At 62.2% G+C, this 21,572-nt stretch carries 15 protein-coding genes; 6 read left to right on the top strand and 9 right to left on the bottom strand.

The annotated features are described in order from the left end of the window. The first annotated feature begins 76 nt into the window (after positions 1 to 76). The 6 genes from KX729_RS24275 to trxA all read left to right on the top strand — a co-directional run bounded on the left by KX729_RS24275 (position 77) and on the right by trxA (position 12,099). Entirely contained in the window at positions 77 to 2,656 is a 2,580-nt protein-coding gene (locus tag KX729_RS24275; RefSeq protein ID WP_219745060.1) for a sensor histidine kinase, read from the top strand. Continuing rightward, positions 2,653 to 4,176 carry a tRNA (adenosine(37)-N6)-threonylcarbamoyltransferase complex ATPase subunit type 1 TsaE gene (tsaE, locus tag KX729_RS24270; protein ID WP_219745059.1) on the top strand — a complete coding sequence of 508 codons (1,524 nt, stop codon included), beginning with the start codon at positions 2,653 to 2,655 and terminating at the stop codon, positions 4,174 to 4,176. The genes KX729_RS24275 and tsaE overlap by 4 nt, the downstream gene beginning before the upstream one ends. Before the next feature lie 12 nt (positions 4,177 to 4,188). Further along, positions 4,189 to 4,935: a nucleotidyltransferase family protein gene (locus KX729_RS24265; RefSeq protein ID WP_219745058.1), complete on the top strand. Its 747-nt coding sequence runs from the start codon at positions 4,189 to 4,191 to the stop codon at positions 4,933 to 4,935. Between the two features lie 5 nt (positions 4,936 to 4,940). Further along, positions 4,941 to 8,150: a double-strand break repair protein AddB gene (addB, locus tag KX729_RS24260; RefSeq protein ID WP_219745057.1), complete on the top strand. Its 3,210-nt coding sequence runs from the start codon at positions 4,941 to 4,943 to the stop codon at positions 8,148 to 8,150. Continuing rightward, positions 8,143 to 11,706, top strand: a complete 3,564-nt coding sequence (addA, locus tag KX729_RS24255; RefSeq protein ID WP_219745056.1) for a double-strand break repair helicase AddA — start codon at positions 8,143 to 8,145, stop codon at positions 11,704 to 11,706. Before addB ends, addA begins: the two co-directional genes overlap by 8 nt. Before the next feature lie 72 nt (positions 11,707 to 11,778). Further along, a complete protein-coding gene (trxA, locus tag KX729_RS24250; RefSeq protein ID WP_219745055.1) occupies positions 11,779 to 12,099 on the top strand; it encodes a thioredoxin in 321 nt (106 codons plus the stop codon). 78 nt (positions 12,100 to 12,177) lie between these two features. Here the strand turns inward: trxA and KX729_RS24245 are convergent, their stop codons facing one another. The 9 genes from KX729_RS24245 to KX729_RS24205 form a co-directional block, all read right to left on the bottom strand. Then, positions 12,178 to 13,530: a bifunctional folylpolyglutamate synthase/dihydrofolate synthase gene (locus KX729_RS24245; protein WP_246617810.1), complete on the bottom strand. Its 1,353-nt coding sequence runs from the start codon at positions 13,528 to 13,530 to the stop codon at positions 12,178 to 12,180. A 25-nt stretch (positions 13,531 to 13,555) separates the two neighbouring features. Beyond that, the gene (gene accD / locus KX729_RS24240; RefSeq protein ID WP_219745054.1) at positions 13,556 to 14,452 is read right to left on the bottom strand and encodes an acetyl-CoA carboxylase, carboxyltransferase subunit beta; all 897 of its coding nucleotides are present in this window, start codon (positions 14,450 to 14,452) and stop codon (positions 13,556 to 13,558) included. A 47-nt stretch (positions 14,453 to 14,499) separates the two neighbouring features. Continuing rightward, positions 14,500 to 15,339 (bottom strand): tryptophan synthase subunit alpha, encoded by an 840-nt coding sequence (gene trpA, locus KX729_RS24235; RefSeq protein ID WP_219745053.1) that lies wholly within the window; start codon positions 15,337 to 15,339, stop codon positions 14,500 to 14,502. A 1-nt stretch (position 15,340) separates the two neighbouring features. Continuing rightward, the gene (gene trpB / locus KX729_RS24230; protein ID WP_219745052.1) at positions 15,341 to 16,561 is read right to left on the bottom strand and encodes a tryptophan synthase subunit beta; all 1,221 of its coding nucleotides are present in this window, start codon (positions 16,559 to 16,561) and stop codon (positions 15,341 to 15,343) included. Positions 16,562 to 16,571: 10 nt separating this feature from the next. Beyond that, positions 16,572 to 17,228, bottom strand: coding sequence for a phosphoribosylanthranilate isomerase (locus KX729_RS24225; protein WP_219745051.1), 657 nt, complete (start codon positions 17,226 to 17,228; stop codon positions 16,572 to 16,574). Between the two features lie 745 nt (positions 17,229 to 17,973). Further along, entirely contained in the window at positions 17,974 to 18,375 is a 402-nt protein-coding gene (locus tag KX729_RS24220) for an endonuclease domain-containing protein (protein WP_219745102.1), read from the bottom strand. Between the two features lie 65 nt (positions 18,376 to 18,440). After that, positions 18,441 to 19,202, bottom strand: a complete 762-nt coding sequence (locus KX729_RS24215; protein WP_219745050.1) for a M48 family metallopeptidase — start codon at positions 19,200 to 19,202, stop codon at positions 18,441 to 18,443. A gap of 149 nt (positions 19,203 to 19,351) precedes the next feature. After that, entirely contained in the window at positions 19,352 to 19,777 is a 426-nt protein-coding gene (locus KX729_RS24210) for a DUF2852 domain-containing protein (protein WP_219745049.1), read from the bottom strand. Positions 19,778 to 20,125: 348 nt separating this feature from the next. Further along, a complete protein-coding gene (locus KX729_RS24205; RefSeq protein WP_219745101.1) occupies positions 20,126 to 21,409 on the bottom strand; it encodes a polyhydroxyalkanoate depolymerase in 1,284 nt (427 codons plus the stop codon). Between the last annotated feature and the right edge of the window lie 163 nt (positions 21,410 to 21,572).

The following is a 21,572-nucleotide window of genomic DNA, read 5'->3' as shown; positions in this document are numbered from 1 at the left end:
TTGTCGTCGGCTCCGGGCAAGGCACGGAATGGTATGTCTTGTCGATGAGCGGCAATTGGACGGAGACAGACCGGGTATGTCGGTTATAAAAACGAGCCTGTTAAAGCAGGCCGATCCTTCTCGCGACGGTGCAAAAGCCCCGGCCGCCCACTCCGTTTCCGAGGCTTCGGATCGCGGTGCGGTCGCCGGGAGGATGCGGCGTCTGGCGCTTTTTGGCAGCGCGTTCCTATCGGGCACCGCTCTCTCGGGGCTCGCCACGGCGGCTCTTGCGCAGCAGTCGGACAATGCGGCGATCCGCCTGTTTTCCTCGACCGAAGTTGTCGTTTCCTCGCTGGTTCTGGGCGCGCTTGGCGCTGCCCTGCTTTCAGCCGTCTGGCTGGTGCGCCAGCGTGGCAATATGGAAGCCGAGACCCAGGAAATGCGTTCTGCGCTTTCCGATGCACAACAGCGCATTTCCAAATACGAGGCGCTGATCGCCGACAAGAACCGCCGGATCGTGGTCTGGGAAAGCGGCGCCTCGAAGCCGGAATTCCTCGGCCAGCTGCCGCCGGAGACCGGTGCACCGCAACTGGATCGCGAATTTCTCGCCTTCGGCCGCTGGCTGCGCGCCAGTTCCGCCAGCGATCTGGAAAAAGCGATCGAGCAGCTGCGCGGCGATGCGCGCTCTTTCGACATGGTCGTCGAGACCAGCCGCGACGAAATCCTCGAAGTGCAGGGCCGGGTTTCCGGCGGCAAGGCCTTCGTGCGCTTCATCGCGCTCAACAATCTGCGTGCGGAACTTGCCGAACTGAAGATCGAACGCGAGCGGCTGACCGGTTCGATCGCCATCTTCCATTCGCTGCTCGATGCGATCGAACAACCCGTCTGGCGCCGTGACGCGCAGGGCAAGCTGAGCTGGGTCAACCACGCATATGGCGATGCCGTCGAGGCCGCAACGCCCGCCCAGGCGGTCGAAGAGAGCCGCGAGTTTCTCGGCACTATTGCCCGCGAAAAGATCAAGGCGACGGCGACATCCACCTCACCGTTCCAGGACCGCATCTCGACCGTCGCCCGGGGCAACCGCGCCATGTTTGACGTGGTCGATGTTGTCGTGCCGGGCGGTTCCGCGGGTCTGGCGATCGACGTGTCGGAAGCCGAAGCGGTACGGGAAGAGCTGAAGCGGACGCTGAAAAGCCATGCGGAAACGCTCGATCATCTCGCAACTCCGGTTGCGATCTTCGACCGCGACCGCCGCCTGCAATTCTATAACCAGGCTTTCGTGCAGCTCTGGGCGTTGACGCTGCCCTTCCTCGATTCCAAGCCCGACAATAGCGAGCTGCTCGACCGGCTGCGCAGCGAAGGCAAGCTGCCGGAACAGTTGAACTGGCGCAGCTGGAAGGAGACGGCGCTGTCCGTCTATCGCTCGCCGGATACCCAGACCGATCTCTGGCACCTGCCGAACGGCCAGACCTTGCGCGTCATCGCCACCGCGCATCCGCAGGGCGGCGCAACCTGGGTGTTCGAGAACCTGACGGAACAGGTGGATCTCGAGACCCGTTACAACACGCTGCTTCAGGTACAGGGCGAAACCATCGACCACCTGACCGAAGGCGTCGCGGTGTTCGGGCCGGACGGCCGTATTCGCCTTTCCAACCCGGCTTTCCGGGCGCTTTGGGGCATCACCGCCGAAGAGGCGAAGCCCGGCACGCATATCAAGGCGATCGAAGCGGCCTGCGCGACCTCCTACGACAAGCCAGATGGCTGGCGCCGATTCGGGCAGATCCTGACGAATTTCGACGACGAGCGGCAATCGCTGCAGGGCACGTTCGAGCTCTATTCGAACATCATCCTCGATTATGCCGCGACGCCGCTGCCGAACGCCCAGACCATGCTGACCTTCGTCGACATGACGGCGACCGCGCAGGCCGAACGTGCGCTCAAGGAAAAGAACGAAGCGCTGCTGAAGGCAGACGAGCTGAAGAACGATTTCGTCCAGCATGTGTCTTACGAGCTTCGCTCGCCGCTGACCAATATCATCGGTTTCACCGACCTCCTGAAGACGCCGGGCATCGGCACGCTCAACGAGCGGCAGGCGGAATATATCGACCATATCTCCACCTCGTCATCGGTGCTGCTGACCATCGTCAACGACATTCTCGATCTCGCGACCGTTGATGCCGGCATCATGGAGCTGCATTATTCGGAAATGGCGATCGACGACCTGCTCGACGATGTCGCGATGCAGATCGCCGACCGGCTGCACGAAAATAACGTGACCCTGTCGATCACGGCACCGGCGGGCTTGGGCTCGATCGTTGCCGACCAGCAGCGCCTGAAACAGATTCTTATCAAGCTCCTGACCAATGCCACGAATTTCGCGCCGGAAGGCACGGCGATCACGCTCAATTGCTGGCGTGCCAAGGACGATGTGTTCTTCTCGGTGACCGACCAGGGTCCGGGCATTTCGGAAGAGATGCTGAAGACCGTGTTTGATCGCTTCTCGGCCAATGCCAAGGGCGGCAAGCGCAGCGGTGCGGGCCTCGGCCTGTCGATCGTCGAAAGCTTCGTCAACCTGCACCACGGCCAGGTGAAGATCGACAGCAAGCCCGGCGAAGGCACGACCGTAACCTGCCGTATTCCGAGCGCCGACGCGGCGCGTTCCGTCGCCGCAGAATGAGCGATGGTCTCTCCCTGACATTGACGCTTGCAGACGAAGCCGAGACGATCCGTCTCGGCGAAGATCTGGCGCTGGCGCTTGGCAAAGGGGACTGGGTGGCGCTTTCGGGCGATCTCGGCGCCGGTAAATCGACGCTGGCCCGAGCGTTCCTGCGGGCAGTGGCCGACGATCCGTCGCTCGAAGTGCCGAGCCCGACCTTTACGCTGGTGCAGGCCTATGAGCTGCGCATCTCGGTTTCGCATTTCGACCTCTACCGGCTGGGCGATGCTTCCGAACTCGACGAACTCGGCTTCGACGAGGCCTTGGCCAACGGCGTCTGTCTGGTCGAATGGCCGGAAATGGCCGATGATCTGCTGCCGCAGGTGCGTATCACACTCAAACTCGAACATCACGGCAGCGGTCGGCAGGCGACGATTACGGCCCCGGAAGCGCAGATGGAGCGCATCCGCCGTGTGCTGGCGATCCGCGAATTCCTCGACAATCATGGTTATAACGGCGCCCGCCGGCGTTTCCTCACCGGCGATGCGTCGACGCGAGCCTATGAGACGGTGATTACCCCTGAAGGCGAAGCGCTGATCCTGATGGACTGGCCGCGACCGCCGGAAGGCCCTGTCGTGATGGACGGCAAGCCCTATCCCAAGGTCGTACATCTGGCGCTCGACCCCTACCCGTTCGTGGCGGTCGACGAATATCTGCGCGAACTCGGGCTCGCGGCACCGGAAATCCTGCATACCGACTACGAGCAGGGCATTCTGCTGATCGAGGACCTTGGCGATGACGGTCCGCTGGATGCAGAAGGCAGGCCGATCCCGGAGCGCTATCGCGAAGCGGTCGTCTGCCTCGCCTACCTTCACAGCCATGAGATGCGGCAGGACCTGCCGGTCGGCAACGGCCATATCCACCACATTCCCTTTTTCGACGCGACCGCCATGAAGATGGAGGCCCGGCTTCTGCTCGACTGGCACGTGCCCTGGAAACGCGGCACGCCGGCGACGGACGAAGAACGCGCCGAATATCTTGCCATCTGGGACGGATTGATCGGCGAGCTGGCGGATGTCGAAAAGAACCTGCTGCTCAGGGATTTTCATTCGCCGAACATCATCTGGCGGCCGAACGAATCCGGCGTGCGGCGCGTCGGCCTGATCGATTTCCAAGATTCGATGATCGGCCCGACGGCCTATGATGTCGCATCGCTGGTACAGGATGCCCGCGTCGACATGCCGAAGGCTTTGGCCGACCAGATGATGATCGACTATTTCGCGCTTCGCCGCTCGCTTGCCACGCCCTTGGGCTCCTTCGACGAGATCACCTTCATGAAGGCCTGGTCGATCATGGCGGCTCAGCGCAACTGCAAGCTTGCCGGACTTTGGGTGCGGCTCTTGCAGCGAGACGGCAAGCCGGGCTATCTGAAGCATATGCCCCGCACGCTTCGTTATCTGGCGACGGCGCTTCAGCATCAGGCGCTCACCCCCTTGCGCGACTGGTGCCGGCGGGCTGGAATAGAGCTGCCCGAAACCTAAATAGCGGTTCCGATGACAATCAAAGAAGCCCCTATCAAAGAGGCGATAGTGCTGGCGGCCGGTCTCGGCACCCGCATGCGCCCCGTCACCAATACGATGCCAAAGCCGCTGGTGACGATCGCCGGCAAGCCGATGATCGACTACGTCCTCGATTCGCTGAAACAGGCGGGTGTCGAACGGGCGGCGGTCAACGTGCACCATTTCGCCGACCAGATGGAAGCGCATCTCAAGTCCTATGACGGGATGGAGATCCTGATCTCGGACGAGCGCGACGGCTTGATGAACAATGGCGGCGGCATCGTGAAGGCTCTGCCCCTGCTCGGACGCGATACGATATTCCAGATGAATGCCGACCTGTTCTGGATCGGCGAAGAACCGGGCAAACCGAGCAATCTCGACCGATTGAGCGCCTTCTTCGATCCGGAGCGCATGGATATGGCCATGCTCTGCGTGAAGATCGAGAACACGACCGGCCATAATGGCGTCAACGATTTCAGCATGGCGGCGGACGGCAAGCTGACCCGCTTCCGCGATGATCCGTCCAATCCGGTCGTTTATGCCGGCGCCTTCGCAATGAAGCCGGAATTCCTCGACGACGCGCCGCGCGATCCGTTCAACATCAACACCTATTTCGACAAGGCGATTTCCCGTGGCAGGCTTTATGGCATGATGATGGACGGCCATTGGCTGACCGTCGGCACGCCGGAAGCGATCGACGACGCCGAAGAAACGATCCGGCGGTTCCGGGCGCCGGCGTGAGCTTGATGGCAGGCCTAACACGAGAACAGCCCCGCGTCTTCACCATTCCCGCCGGCGTGCCTTTCCTCAAGACGCTTGCGGCCGCACTATGCGACGGCCGGCTGGACAGAAATTTCCGTTACGATCCCGCCGATCCGATCTCGCTTGCCGATGTGACGATCTATGTGCCGACGCGCCGTTCGGCCCGCGTGCTGCGCTCGGAATTCGTTGACCTGCTGGGTGGCAAGTCGGCTATCCTTCCCGTCATCCGCCCGCTCGGCGAGACGGATGACGACAGCGGTTTCTTCGATCTCGTCGCGCCGGAAGAAATGGACCTAGCCCTGCCGATCGGTAGCACGGCGCGGCTTCTGGAACTCGGCCGATTGATTTTGGCCTGGCGCAACCAGTTGCCGAAGATCGTACTCGACGTACATTCGGAATCGCCGCTTGTCGCACCCGCCAGTCCTGCTGACGCGATCTGGCTTGCCCGAGCGCTTGCCGAACTGATCGACGCTGTCGATACCGAAGAGCGCGACTGGGAAGACCTCAAAGGTCTCGACACCGGCGAACATGCACTCTGGTGGCAACTGACGACGGAATTCCTGAAAATCGCTAGCGCCTTCTGGCCGACGCGGCTGGAGGAATTGCGCCGCTCGTCGCCGGCCAAACACCAGGCCGCCATTCTGCGCGGCGAGGCCCGGCGGATCATGGAGCGGCCACATAGGGGGCCGGTGATCGTCGCCGGTTCCACCGGCTCGGTGCCGGCCGCGGCCGATCTCATCGCGGCAATCTCGCGCCTGCCTGAAGGCACTGTCGTGCTTCCCGGCCTCGATACATCCATGCCGCCGGACCAATGGGCATTGGTCGGCGAGGAAAGTTTCGACGGAAAGCCGGAGCCGGCAAGCCGCAGCCACCCGCAATTCGGGCTTTCCCAACTTCTGAAAAAGATCGGTATCGGCCGCGACGACGTTCTTGGCCTTGCCGAAGCACCCGCCGACCTCGCTTTCCGCGCGGCCGCGATCTCCCAGGCGCTGGTGCCTGCCAAGGCGACCGACCGCTGGAGCACATGGCGGGAGGAGGCTAAACCCGATGACCTCAGCCGGGCTTTTACCGATGTATCCCTGATAGAAGCGGCCAACGAGCGCGAAGAGGCGGTAGCGATCGCCATCGCGCTACGCCTGGCACTCGAAAAACCGGGCAAGAACGGCGGCGAAGCGGTCGCGGCGCTGATCACGCCGGATCGTGCGCTCGGCCGCCGGGTAACCGCGGAACTTGCCCGTTTCGGCATTATCGCCGATGATTCAGCCGGTTCAGCGCTGTCCGGCACGCCGCAGGGCACGCTCACCCAGCTTCTGCTCGAAGCGACGCTTCGCCCCGGCGACCCGGTGGCGATCGTCGGCCTGCTGAAACACCCTCTCCTGCGCCTCGGTTTGCCGGCGAACGAGTTGCGGGAGGCCGTCGAGGCGCTGGAAGTGATCGCCCTGCGCGGCGGCATCGGCGAAATGGACATTTCGGCACTGGAACCGCTTCTAGAGCGGCAGATCGAAGAACAGGCCGATGACCGGCACCCGCCCCGCTGGCGCCTTTCGTTGCATGAGGGAGCCGACGACAAGGCGGCCGAGCTTGCCCGGAAACTCGCCAAGGCGGTCGAGCCGCTGGTCTCCGCTTTCCTGCGCCGCCGACCCGACGGGCGCGGGCTGACGGCAAAACTCACGCTTTCCGATTGGGCGGCCCGCACCGGCCGCGTCCTGGAAGCGCTCTGCATCGACGAGCGCGGCAGCCTCGGCCTGCTCTGGTCGGGCGAAGCCGGCGAAAGACTGGCCGGCCTCCTCTCCGAAGTCATGGAGACCGACGGCCAGATGGAAGCGGACGGGCCGCAATGGATCGATATCGTCATGGCGCTGACGACTGGCGGCGCGGTGAAACCCCGTTCGCTCGCCCATCCGCGCGTCTTCATCTTCGGTACGCTGGAAGCACGCCTGCAGAGCGTCGATACGATGATCCTTGGCGGCCTGAACGAAGGCTCCTGGCCGGGCCAGACGGTCAACAACCCGTTCCTGTCCCGCACCATGAAGACGGATATGGGGCTCGAGCCGCCCGAACGGCGCATCGGCCAGCTGGCGCACGATTTCGAAATGGCCTGCGGCACGCGCAATCTCATCCTGTCGCGTTCGATGCGGCAGGGCTCGACGCCGACCGTCGCTTCGCGCTGGCTGCAGCGGCTGCTGGCGCTGGGAGGCAAGGGTTTTGCGGCGGAACTCAAGGCGCGCGGCGTGGATTTCCGACATTGGGCCACGGCGATCGACGTGGGGGAAAACCAGCCGGGCGCCAAGCGCCCTGCCCCAAAACCTCCGGCCGATCTGCAGCCAAAAAGTTATTCGTTCAGCGAAGTCGGCCGCCTGCGCCGCGATCCCTATTCGATCTATGCGCGGCGCATCCTGAAACTCGATCCGCTGGCGCCGTTCAACGAAGATCCGGGTGCGGCCCAGCGCGGCACGCTCTATCATGCGATCATCGATCGTTATACCCGCGAAGGCCACAAGCCCGGCACGCCCGTTTCACGTGAAGCAATGAGCCGGATAACGGAAGACATGTTCGATGCCGAGCAGTTGCCGCCGCATATCGACCGGGTCTGGCGGCCACGTTTCGTCGAGGTGGCGCGCGCCTTTCTCGACTGGGAAGTCGGCCGGGCGCCGGATATCCGCAGCACGGCAACCGAAGTCAGTGCCGGTTTCGAGGTAGAAGCCGCCGGCATTCGCGTCACCGGCATTGCCGACCGGATCGACATCAAGGGATCCGGCGAGACCGATCTCATCGATTACAAGACCGGTCTCAGCCCTTCGGTGTCGCAGGCCCGCGCCCTGCTCGATCCGCAGTTGGCACTGGAGGCCGCAGCTCTGCAGGCCGGCGCTTTCCGCAATATAGGCGCGCAGCGACCGGGCGATCTGCTCTATGTCCGGCTTCGACCGGGCGATCGGTTCCGGGCCGAGAAAGTCAATAACGAGGGCACGACGGCCACGGCCAAACGCCAGCCGAAATCTGCTCTCGATCTTGCGCAGGAATCGATCGAACAGCTTACCCGGTTCGTGGCGACGCTGAGGAATGGCGAGGCCGGTTTCGCATCGCGGCTCGTTCCGTTTGCCCAGGGCGATTTCGGCGGCGAATACGACCATCTGGCGCGGGTAGCGGAATGGTCGACAGCCGATGACGATGGAGAGGCCGAAGCGGATGAGTGACCATCTCGATGATCTCCCCGCCGATGACGACCCGATCAAATGGATCGACTGGACGACCGTCCAGCAATCGCGCGCCTCCGATCCCAAAAGTTCGGCCTGGGTGTCGGCCAATGCCGGTTCCGGCAAGACGCATGTGCTGACCCAGCGCGTCATCCGGCTGCTGCTTGCCGGCAGCCGGCCATCCTCCATCCTCTGCCTCACCTATACCAAGGCTGCGGCGTCCGAAATGTCGAACCGTGTCTTCCAGCGGCTTTCCGAATGGACCGTGCTTTCCGACATGGATCTCGCCAAAAGGATCCGGGATGTCGAAGGTCATGAGCCGGATTCGTTCAAGCTTGCCGAAGCGCGGCGGCTGTTTGCCAAGGCGCTGGAAACGCCGGGCGGGCTGAAGATCCAGACCATCCATGCCTTTTGCGAGGCGCTGCTGCATCAGTTTCCGCTGGAGGCCAATGTCGCCGGGCATTTTTCAGTGCTCGACGACCGGGCCGCCTCGACACTGCTTGCAGAAGCGCGCCGTTCGCTGCTGACTGCCACCTCGGCGGAGGATGACCCCGATCTGGCGGAAGCCTTTGCGCATGTCCTCGATCTCGGTGACGAATTCGGGCTGGAGACCTTGCTTGGCGACATCATCGCCAATCGCACCGCAATCCGCCGGTTCACGGCCTTCGCTGAACGCCATGGCGGCATCGGCGCCGAGCTGAAACGTATTATGGGGCTTGGACCGGCGGATACGCAAGAGAGTATCGCCGCCGGCTACTGGCCGTTGCCGGAGCTTTCCGGCATTACGCTCGATCTCTACCTGTCGCTCGCCGACCAGAAGGGCGGCTCGAAGGTGACCGAGGTCGCCTATGGTCTGCGAATGGCGATGCGGGAGACCGAGCCTTTCAAGCGCGCCGATTATCTCGACCAGATTTTTCTTACCCGCGAGGGCAAGCCGAAGGCGGATTCGTCGCTGGTCGCCAAGGCGATGGTGACCATGGCGCCGGAACTGGCCGGTGCCGTGGATGCCGCCCGCAACCACATCGTCGCCTGCCGCGACCGGTTGCGGCTGATCCGTATGTTCGCGGCGACCAGGGCGGCGCTGACGCTCGCCCAGCGGCTGAACGACGATTACGAGGACCTGAAGAAGAGCCGCAGCCTGCTCGACTTCGAGGACCTGATCGCCCGCACCGCCGATCTCCTGACCCGCGACGGCGTCGGCGCTTGGGTGCATTACAAGCTCGATCAGGGCATCGACCACATTCTCGTCGATGAGGCGCAGGATACCAGCCCGATCCAGTGGACGGTGATCAAGTCGCTCGCCGAGGATTTCTACTCCGGCACCAGCGCCCGCGAGACGCTGCGCACTATCTTTGCGGTCGGCGACGAAAAACAGTCGATCTACTCGTTCCAGGGCGCCCGGCCGGAACGGTTTGCCGACGAACGCAGCGAGACGGAAAAGCGGGTGCGCGGCAGCGGCCAGTCCTTCCATGCCATCCGCCTGCCGCTTTCCTTCCGCTCCACCGCCGATGTGCTGGCCGCCGTAGACCAGGTGTTTTCGCTGGAGGAGAATGCGAAAGGCCTGAGCGCCATCGGCGACCCTGTCCAGCATCGTTCGAACCGCATGGGCCATCCCGGCGAGGTCGATCTCTGGGATGTCGTCGTGCCGGAGGTTTCCGAACGGGAGGAGGACTGGACCGCGCCGTTCGATTCGACGCCGGACAAGGCGCCCTCCGCCATTCTTGCCGGTCGGATCGCCAACCGTATCGAAGAGATGATCGGCAAGGAAACGATCATCGAAAAGGGCGCCGACGGCTCCGTGGCGCGGCCGATCGAGCCGGGCGACATCCTCGTTCTGGTGCGCAAGCGCGATGCCTTCGTCAACGCGCTGACCCGGGCGTTGAAGCGGCGCGACAATATTCCCGTCGCCGGTGCCGACCGGCTGCGGCTGACCAGCCATATCGCCGTTCAGGACCTTTTGGCGCTCGGACGCTTTCTCCTGTTGCCGCAGGACGATCTTTCGCTGGCCGCGCTTCTGAAGAGCCCGCTTTTCAACCTTTCCGAAGATGAGGTTTTCGAGGTCACGGCCCTTCGTTCGGACCGAGCCAGCGCCTGGGCGCAGCTCAACCGCCTGGCCGAGGAACAGCCGCTGCAATTCCGCGACGCATCCGAGCGGCTGCATCACCTGCTGTTCCTCTCCCGCCAGCTCAGTCCGCATGATCTGTTTGCCCGGATTCTCGGCCAATATGGCGGGCGGCGAAAGTTTCTCGGCCGGCTCGGCACCGAGGCCGGCGACATTCTCGACGAATTCCTGACCTTTGCGCTCGACCACGAAACTTCCGGCCTGCCCGGCCTGCAGGCCTTTGTCTCGACGCTGGAGCTCGAATCACCGGAAGTGAAGCGCGAACAGGATGGCGGCCGCAACGAAGTGCGGATCATGACCGTGCATGCTTCCAAGGGTCTGGAAGCGCCGGTGGTTTTCCTCGTCGATAGCGGCTCTAAGGCCTTTATCTCCTCGCATGTGCCGAAATTCCGGCTGCTGCGGGTCGGCGTGGAAGAGGTCCCGGCCTGGGTGCCCGGCAAGGGGCTCGGAAACGCATTGACGGCCACCGACGATGCCCGGCTCAAGACCCTGACCGAAGAAGAATATCGCCGCCTGCTCTATGTCGGCATGACGCGCGCCGCCGACCGGCTGATCGTTTGCGGTTATCGCGGCAAGATAGACAACCCGGATACCTGGGCGGCGACGATTTCGCGGGCGCTCGCCGGCGACGAACATCATTGCAGCACGCAAGAATTTGTCGACCGGGACGGGCAATGGGGTGGGCTTCAGTGGCGGCTGCCGAATACCGGCGGCAAGATCTCGAAGGCCGAGCATCGGGAAAACGCCCCGGCCGAGAAACAGCCTTTGCCGCCTGCCCTGTCGCGCAGCCTGCCGGCCCAAAAGGTTTTGCCGCGCCCGCTGAGCCCTTCCGGCGCCGGTACGATGATCGATGACGATGCGGACGATCTGATCGTCACTTCGCCGCTTTTCGGCGATCGGGAGAGCGCTGGACTTGCGCTGCAGAAGGGCAAGCTCGTTCACCGCATGCTGCAGATGCTGACGGAATTTGCCGAGACCGAACGGGAAGCGGCGGCAAGGCGTTATGCGGAGCGTGCCGCCCGGTTCTGGCCGGCGGCGGAACGGCAAAAGCTTGTCGCGGCCGTCATGTCGGTGCTTTCCCATCGGGATCTGGCCGACGTCTTTTCGGCCCGCAGCCAGTCCGAAGTCTCGATCATGGGGACGTTGACGCTGGAAGGCCGGGATTTTGCTATTTCCGGCCGGATCGACCGGCTGGTGGTGACAGACGACCGCGTCGTCATCCTCGACTACAAGACCAACCGCATGCCGCCGAAGGATGCCGAAGACGTGGCGCTGCCGCACCGGGCGCAGCTTGCCATCTATCGCGAAATTCTGATGCCGCTTTATCCCGGCCGGGAAGTGGACTGCGTTCTGGTCTATACCGAATCAGCTGCCCTCATCCGCCTGTCGCCGGAGCTCATGTCGCGCTCGCTTGCGGAACTCAAAACAAAGTGAGATGACGGACATTGAAATATGTGGGGCTCGCGCTCACATTTGGGTCAACAGAGAATCGTTAAGGAGAGCCCCATGGCTACCGTGAAAGTCGATAACAGCAATTTCCAGGCCGAAGTCCTCAACTCCGTAGAGCCGGTTGTCGTGGATTTCTGGGCTGAATGGTGCGGCCCTTGTAAGATGATCGGCCCGAGCCTCGAGGAAATCTCGAACGAGCTCGCCGGCAAGGTCAAGGTCGTCAAGCTGAACATCGACGAAAACCCGGAATTGGCTGCCCAGTTCGGCGTACGTTCGATCCCGACGCTCGCCATGTTCAAGGGCGGCGAAGTGGCCGATATCAAGGTCGGCGCTGCCCCGAAGACCGCGCTTTCGGCCTGGATTTCCAGCGCCGCCTGATCGGTTGAGTTGATTGCATGAAAAAGCCCGGCTGAAGCGATTCAGCCGGGCTTTTCTTTTGTCCGATCCGAGCCCGTCTCAGGTCGGCGGAGTGCCGTTGTCGGCCAGAACATTGCCCGCGTAATAGAGCGAACCGCCGATCAGGATACGCGGCGGCTGTGCGCCCGGCACGTGGCGGCGGGTAATCTCTTGCAAAGCCTCGACCGTCGAGCCGGCCGGTTCCGCCACCAGCCCCGCGTCGAAGGCGGCGTGAGCGAGAACCACGGGATCAAGCGCCGATTCGCTGCCGCGGATGCGGACGGTGAAGACGTGTTCGGCGATATCCGCGAAGGCGCGGAAATAACCGACTGGATCCTTTGTGTTGATCATGCCGGTCACGAGGTAGAGAGGGCGCGACTGGCGTTCCTCGAAAGCCGCCATAGCTTCGGCAATCACTTCGCCGCCGGCCGGATTATGGCCGCCATCCAGCCAGATTTCCGACCCTTCCGGCGCATGTTCGATGAGCTTGCCGTCCGTGAGGCGCTGTAGGCGAGCCGGCCATTCGACCGTCGTCATGGCCTTTTCCATCATCGCATCGGTAACCGGAAAACCGGCCGCCTTGACGGCGCGGATCGCCGCCGCCGCATTGGCATATTGATGCCGGCCGGGAAGCCTGGGCAGAGGCAGATCGTGCAGGCCGTCTTCGTCCTGATAGACCAGCCGGCCGAATTCCTCGTGGGCGGAAAAATCCTGACCGTAGACGGACATCGGACAGCTTAACCGTTCTGCGGTCGAGACCAGCACTTCGCGGGCCGCGTCGAATTCCTGCTGACCGATCACCACCGGCCGGCCGCGTTTCATGATGCCGGCCTTTTCAGCCGCGATCAGTTCGACCCGGTCGCCGAGATAGGCCTGATGGTCGAGCGAGATCGGCATGATGACCGAAACGGCCGGATTGGAAATGACGTTGGTCGCATCGAAACGGCCGCCAAGGCCGACTTCGAGGATCACCACATCGGCCGGCTGTTCGGAAAACAGCAGGAAGGTTGCCGCTGTCAGGATTTCGAAAACGGTGATCGGCTGGCCGTCATTGGCGGCAGCGATGCGGCGAAGCGCATCGGCGAGCAATGCATCGTCCACCAGCTGGCTGCGACCGCCCTTGACGCCGATCCGGTACCGTTCGTGCCAGTGGACGAGATGCGGCGAGGTATGGGCATGGGTGGCATACCCGCCCGCTTCCAGAAGCGCACGACAGAAGGCCGTGACCGAGCCTTTGCCATTGGTGCCGGCCACATGGATGACCGGCGGCAGTTTTTTGTGCGGATCGCCGAGAAGCGCGAGAAGCCGGATGATACGATCAAGCGAAAGGTCGAAACCTTTCGGATGAAGGGTCATCAGCCTGTCGATCTCGCGTTCCGCCTCGCTCGTCACGGCTTCGCCCATCGTCGTCATCCCGCCGCCCAATTCCCCGATAATGTCAGGCGCTGATCGCCGCCGGCACCGTCGCCGCCGACTGGTTGGCCGGCTGCTTGGTGAGGATCTTGAGAATCCGCGCCAGCGTCGACGGAATGTCGTGGCGCTTGACCACCATGTCGACCATGCCGTGTTCCAGGAGGTATTCCGAGGTCTGGAAACCTTCCGGCAGCTTTTCGCGCAACGTCTGTTCGATGACGCGCTTGCCGGCAAAGCCGATTTCGGCGCCCGGCTCGGCAATGTGGACGTCGCCCAGCATTGCATAGGAAGCGGTGACGCCGCCTGTGGTCGGGTTGGTCAGCACGACGATGTAAGGCAGGCCGGCTTCCTTCAGCATATCGACCGCAACCGTGGTGCGCGGGAGCTGCATCAGCGACAGAATGCCTTCCTGCATGCGGGCGCCGCCGGACGCCGGGAAGATGATGAGCGGGCACTTTTCAGCGACCGCACGTTCGCAGGCCTTCACGATCGCCTCGCCGGCCGCCATGCCGAGCGAACCGCCGATGAAGTTGAATTCATGCACGACTGCGACAAGCTTCAGCCCTTCGACCTGGCCGAGGCCGGCGAGGATCGTGTCTTCCTGCTCGGTCTTGACGCGGCTGTCCTTCAGGCGATCGGCATAACGCTTGGAATCGCGGAACTTCAGGGGATCCTGGGCGACCTTCGGCTGCGGCAGCGATTCGAAAACGCCGCCGTCGAACAGGTCGGTCAGACGCGCCTTGGCCGGCATCTTCATGTGGAAGCCGGAGGCCGGAATGACCCACTTGTTCTCTTCGAGGTCCTTGTGGAAGACCATTTCCCCGGTTTCAGGGCATTTGATCCAGAGGTTTTCCGGAACTTTGCTTTCGCGGCCGAGCATGGAGTTGAGGCGCGGCCGGACGTAGTTGGTAATCCAGTTCACTGGTCGTACTCCGATTTGTTTGTCTTATTGTCGTTTATGTGGGCCGCCTATTCGGCAGCAACAAGGCGGGCGGCGCGAACGCCGGTCGAAAGACCCTTCACGAGCGTCGCGACCGAGGCAATCGTATCCGGTCCAGCCTTGCCGTCCTTTGTGAGGCTACCGGCGATCTGGGCGACGATCGCGGTGCCGACCACGACGCCATCTGCCGCAGCGCCGATCGCCTTGGCATGATCGGCCGTCTTGACGCCGAAACCGACGCAGACCGGCAGGTCCGTATGGCCCTTGATGCGCTCCACGGCACCGGAAATCTTCGTCGTATCCGGCAGCGCCGAACCGGTGATGCCGGTCATCGAGACGTAATAGACGAAGCCCGAGGTGTTCTTGAGAACGGCCGGAAGGCGCTTGTCGTCCGTCGTCGGCGTCGCCAGGCGGATGAAGTTGATGCCCTTGGCGAGCGCCGGGATGCAGAGCTCGTCATCCATTTCCGGCGGCAGATCGACGATGATCAGGCCATCGATACCGGCAGCCAACACGTCGTCGAGGAATTTGTCGACGCCGTAGACATAGATCGGATTGTAGTAACCCATCATGACGATCGGCGTGTCGCTGTCGGTTTCGCGGAATTTCGCCGCGAGTTCAAGTGTCTTCCCGAGCGTCTGGCCGGCCTTCAGGGCACGCTGGCCGGCCATCTGAATGACCGGGCCGTCGGCCATCGGATCAGAGAAGGGCATGCCGAGTTCGATAATGTCGGAACCGGCGCCAGGCAGCGCCTTCATGATGCCGAGCGAGGTTTCGAAATCCGGATCGCCGCCCATGAAATAGGTCACGAGAGCGGGGCGGCCTTCAGCCTTGAGGGCCGCGAAACGTTTGTCCATACGAGCGGTCATGTCACATATCCATTCCGAGAATCTTGGCGACGGTGAAGATGTCCTTGTCGCCGCGACCGGAGAGGTTCATCACGATGATCTGGTCCTTGCGCATTTTCGGCGCGCGCTTGATCACCTCGGCCAAGGCATGGCTCGGCTCGAGCGCCGGGATGATGCCTTCAAGACGGGTCAGCACTTGGAAGGCGTCGAGCGCTTCCTGGTCCATGATCGGCACGTATTCGGCGCGGCCGATATCGTGCAGATAGCTGTGTTCCGGGCCGATGCCGGGATAATCGAGGCCGGCCGAAACCGAATGGCCCTCGAGAATCTGTCCGTCATGGTCCTGCAGCAAGTAGGTGCGGTTGCCGTGCAGCACGCCCGGCGAACCGGCAGTGATCGAGGCGCAATGCTCGACGCCCTGCAGGCCGCGGCCGCCGGCTTCAACGCCGACGATCTGCACGCCTTCGTCATCCAGGAACGGATGGAAGATGCCGATCGCGTTCGAACCGCCGCCGACGGCAGCGATGACCATGTCCGGCAAACGGCCTTCGACCGCCAGGATCTGTTCGCGGGCTTCCTTGCCGATCACCGACTGGAAATCGCGCACGAGTTCCGGATAGGGATGCGGGCCGGCAGCCGTGCCGATCAGGTAATAGGTATCGTCGACATTAGTGACCCAGTCACGCAGCGCCTCGTTCATGGCATCCTTCAGCGTGCCGTTGCCGGCTGTCACTGGAATGACTTCGGCACCCAGGAGCTTCATGCGGAAGACGTTCGGGGCCTGACGTTCGACGTCGGTGGCGCCCATATAGACCACGCAGGGGAAACCGAAGCGGGCGGCAACGGTGGCCGACGCCACGCCATGCTGGCCGGCGCCGGTTTCGGCGATGATGCGGGTCTTGCCCATGCGCTTGGCCAGTAGGATCTGGCCGATGCAATTGTTGATCTTGTGCGAACCGGTGTGGTTCAGCTCTTCGCGCTTGAAATAGATCTTGGCGCCGCCGAGGTGCTCGGTCAGGCGTTCAGCGAAATAGAGCGGGCTCGGACGGCCGATATAGTGGGTGCCGAGATCGGCCAGTTCAGCCTGGAAGGCCGGATCGTTCTTGGCCTTTTCCCATTCGCCCTGCAGTTCCAAGATCAGCGGCATCAGCGTTTCGGCGACGAAGCGTCCACCGAAAATACCGAAACGGCCGTCTTCGTCGGGGCCGGAACGGAACGAATTGGGAATGGGCGTCTGGTTCACTTAAAACTCCTCAGGCGATCTTCCTGTTCGCCGCCGCGATGGCGTCGAAGACCGCATCGATCATGCCAAGATCTTTCACACCCGGCGCGCTTTCCACGCCGGACGACATATCGATACCGGTTGCCCGCGTGGATGCGAGTGCGGTCGCGACATTATCCTTGTTCAATCCTCCGGAAAGCATGTAATCCACGCTTTCGTCAAGCGAAGCCATCAGGCTCCAGTCGAAGGAAACCCCGTTGCCGCCCGGCAGTTCCGAACCGGCAGGCGCCTTCGCATCGAACAGGAAGCGGTCGGCGACGCCGATGAACGGATCGACGCGATCGAGATCGCCGGCTTCGCGGATCGAAAACACCTTCATGACCGGCAGGCCGTAGATCGCCTTCACGTGCAGAATGCGTTCCGGGCTTTCATTGCCGTGGAACTGCAAGATATCCGGACGCAGCAGCGAAACGATGTCGTCCAGCTCCTCGTCATCGGCATTCACCGTGACGGCGACGACCTTGACGCGGCCGCGAACGCGGTCGGCCAGTTCACCGGCGAGATCGGGAGAGATATTGCGTGGGCTCTTTGGAAAAAAGATGAAACCGATATGCGTGGCGCCCCGCGCGACGGCGCGATCGACGGCCTCGGGGGTCTTCAACCCGCAGAATTTGACATCAGGTCTCATGATGGGCGGATTGACATGAAATTTTGCCGGAGTCGAGGCAAATCCATTCTTTCGCATCGAACTCGGCCAAAAACTAATGACAGCAGGATGACGGCGGCGAGGCTTGTGCGCAGCGGTACGGCGCGTTGCGCGTGGAGCCATCTTCGGGTCCGCCTTGCCCGGTTGAGGGGAGTGCGGACGCAATGAACCCTTGGCGATCCTGGGAATTTTGTTTCGGCCGGGACACGTCGGGTGCCTCTGATTGAAATTTTATAAATGACACGCGACGTGTCCCGTTCGGTGTGTTTGTCCACGCAACTCCGGTTCCTCTGCGGCGGCCCCCTTTGGTTATGGTTATAAGGACCGGTATGTGTGCGACACACGCACGCCCCGCCGATCGAGCCGACGAGAGGGGAACCATTTTCTGCGCAGCCCCCGGAAACCCGCCTGCATAAGGACGGTTTTCCGGATCACCGGTCCCGCCTCGCCGGTTATGCCGACCGGTGTAGCCGAAGCGGGACGGGGAGATTGTAGGTGCGGTGCTTGAGGCGGGGATGAGAAAATGCTTAAGATACTGAAATCGTTGCCGGCAGAGTTTGTATCGTGCCCCTCACCCTAACCCTCTCCCCGTTCTGACGGGGAGAGGGGACGTGCCCTGCGCGACGGTTGAGATCGTGGGAGGAACGGTGCGGCTCGTTTCCTTCTCCCCGTTTTAACGGGGAGAAGGTGCCGGCAGGCGGATGAGGGGCCGCGGCGTGGGAAACACTCAAAGACGTCGTGCAGGCGCAAAGTTGAAATCGTAGGACCGAACTTCATCGACTATTCGACCATCCAAAATCGCGATAATCGTTTCAAGAACCAGCGCGATGTCACTCAACACATCGACATTCCAGAACCGTGCCACAGACCACCCTTCGGCAACCATAAACGCATCACGTCTCCGGTCATGGACGCTATCCGCATGCTGACTGCCATCGACCTCGATAACCAAATGCGCGTCCCGGCAAGCAAAGTCTGCAAAATAAGGGCCGATGGGGAACTGTCGGACGAATTTGAAACCATTCAGGCGCCGATTGCGGAGGTCGCTCCAAAGCTTTTCTTCCGCGTCGTTTTCGATTTGCCGAAGCCCTCTTGCGCGCGCTGTCGTCTTTTCTTCAGGCCCCCTCACCGTCATCAGCCTCCTTGTGAAAAGACAATCACAGCAACCCGGCCTTCCCTTTTGAGCCGCGCTACCTACTCAAAATCAATCGCGTGCAACTGCGACCCATGCTGCTTGAGCCATTTCCGCGCCTCTTCCATCCGGGGGCAGAGCTCCTTGCAGAGCGCCCAGAATTTCGGTCCGTGGTTCATCTCCTTCAGATGTGCCACTTCATGGGCCGCGAGATAATCGATCACCACCGGCGGTGCCATGACGATGCGCCAGGAGAAGCTCAGGTTTGCATCCCAGGAGCAGGAGCCCCAGCGGCTGCGGGTGTCCTTCATACTGACGGACTTGACCGGTTTGCGGATCGCTGCCGCGTGGCGGGCGACGAGGATTTCGAGGTCCTTGCGGGCTTCCTTCTTGAAAAAGGCCGAGAGGCGGCGACCCATATGGTCTTCCAGACCACTGACCCTCAGGACCGGTTCGCCATCCACTGCCACCGCCTCTGTGATGCCGCGCAGCGAGCCGGTGTGTTCGATGCGGTGCGGCACGCCGCGCAAAGCGATCTGACCGCCGTCGCGGACCTCACTTTCGGTCGAGAACTTGGCGAGCTTGGTGAGCAGCCAGCCTTGATGCCGGTCGAGGAAATCGTCGATCTCGACCTTTCGCAGGCCGGCCGGCACCGTCAGTGCCAGCGCCCGGCCGCCGGGTTCGATACGCAGCGTGATGCGGGTGGCTCGGCGGTTTTCCTTGATGGTGAGCGGCATGGACCGCGTGCCGACATCCAGGGTGCGCTTCACCGTTTCGAGCGGTCTCGATTTGGTGCGGATAGGTTTTTTCAGGAGCGCGAACATTCTTTCTCTTTTAGCCGATTCCCTCGCATAAAAAAGCCGGCGTCGAGACGCCGGCCATTCGTGATTTCACCGCATGCCGCTATCGCAATCACTCAAACTTTCCATGCGATAGGCGTCGGCTGTTTCACGTGAATCCAAATCCGGGCGGATCAGAGATCCACGACCGGGTTTTCGCCGGCAGGACGGTTGTTCTTGCGATCGCGCATGAAGCGATCGAATTCTTCCTGGTCCTTGGCGCGGCGAAGCTCGCGCATATAGTTGTCGAACTCTTCGCGCATCTCGTCGAGCTTGCGGCGCTCTTCTTCCATGCGGTCGATTTCGGCCTTGCGCCAATCGTCAAAGGCGACATTGCCGGTGGTGAAATGCGTGTTGTAACGACGGCTCGCCCGGCGGCAACCGGCAAACCAGCGGTCTGCCCGGTCATTGGCATCGCGCTTGAAGCCGCGCAGCCTGTCGCCGAAGATGATGTAAGCGAGCATCGCCAGGCCGAGAGGCCAGAAGACCACGAAACCGAGCACCATGAGAGCGATGGTGGCCGGCGTCCACTCCGGACGAATCAATGCTGACTGGTTCATTGGTCACACCCTGTTCGTTTCAGCGGGTGGCCAACTGCCAGCCCGACTGGAATCGATTTGGTGAGTGGGTGATGCGGCTTCAAGAAGTGGGAAGGTTAAATTGTAGAAGATGCTGAAATGCTTGAGGGAAATCGGTATGGGCGGTGCTGGCGGCTGCCTCTCACCCTAGCCCTCTCCCTGCTCGCGGGGGAGAGGGGACGTGCCCCGATGCCACGTTGGAGAGAAATGGAGATGGTGCTGCGTGTGTCCTTCTCCCCGCTTGCGGGGGTCCGGAGGACGGGACGGGACACGCGGCCCGTCCCCGGTTGGTGGCGGCAGCCGGATGAGGGGCTACCTCAACCGCAGAATTCAATCCGCCTTGCCACCCTTGATAACCCGCTTTACCGGCGTCTTGTTGACTGCGGTCCTGGCGTGTTTACGGGTGAATTCCACAATCCGCGGGGCGATTTCACGGCGGAAGCGGGAGCCGTTGAAGACGCCGTAATGGCCTACATCGGGCTGCATGTAATGCTGGCGCATCTCGTCTGGGATGTTGGAGCAGATGGTCTGCGCCGCCTTGGTCTGGCCGAGGCCGGAAATATCGTCGTTTTCACCTTCGACGGTGAGCAATGCAACATTGCGGATTGCGCTGGTGTCGACCCGCACATTGCGATGCATCATCTCGCCCTTCGGCAGCGAATGTTTGATGAACACCGTGTCGACCGTCTGGAGATAAAATTCCTCGGTCAAATCCATGACCGCCAGATATTCGTCGTAGAATTCGCGGTGCTTTTCGGCCGGCTCGCCGTCGTTCTTGACGAGGTGCTGGAAAAACTCCTTGTGGGCGGTCACATGGCGATCGAGGTTCATCGACATGAAACCGGATAGCTGCAGGAAGCCCGGATAGACGCGGCGCATGAAACCGGGATGCGGCCACGGCACGTTCATCACGACATTGTCGCGGAACCATTCGAGCGGATGTTCTTCCGCCAGCTTGTTGACGGCGGTCGGATTGATGCGGGTGTCGATCGGGCCGCCCATCAGCGTCATCGTCGCCGGGATTGCGGCGTCCTGTTGGACTTCCATGACGGCAACGGCGGCCAGAACCGGCACCGACGGCTGACAGACGCCGACGACATGCGAGCCGGGGCCAATGACATGCAGCATCTCGATAATGTAGTCGATGTAATCATCGAGATCGAAACGGCCGTCGGTGACGGGCACCATGCGCGCGTCGATCCAGTCGGTGATGTAGACTTCCGCATGCGGCAGCAGTGCCTCGACCGTACCGCGCAGCAGCGTCGCATAGTGGCCGGACATCGGCGCGACGATCAGGATCTTCTGGTCGGGAGCGCGGCCGGCCGGCAGATCGCGGCGGAAATGCAGGAGATTGCAGAAGGGCTTCTTCCAGACGATCTCTTCGGTGACAGCAACCGTCTGGCCGTCCACCACTGTGGTCGGAAGGCCGAATTCCGGCTTGCCATAACGGCGGGTGACGCGCTCGAAAAGCTCGAGGCCGGCAGAGATCGTGCGACCGAATTCCGTATGGGACAGCGGATTGAGCGGATTGGCGTAGAAAAATTTCATCGCATCGGCGGCGGCCCGGAACGGCGCCACAGCTGCGTGGTTCATCTCGTAAAACTGATAGAACATCGATGTGCCCCCTCTCGTCAGTTCCGCCAGCGGGTTCGAAATCGAACCGGTCGGTTCAGCGGCAGGACGGGAATAGGCTAACACGTTTCTATCGCGGTGCAACATTCGGGGGGTTCCGATGGGTGAGCCCGGCTGGGGCAAGGGGAAAGAGCGGTAACGCCCA

Source organism: Neorhizobium populisoli (assembly GCF_019430945.1).
Taxonomy (GTDB): Bacteria; Pseudomonadota; Alphaproteobacteria; order Rhizobiales; family Rhizobiaceae; genus Neorhizobium; species Neorhizobium populisoli.
This window is presented reverse-complemented; position numbering and strand designations above follow the sequence as displayed.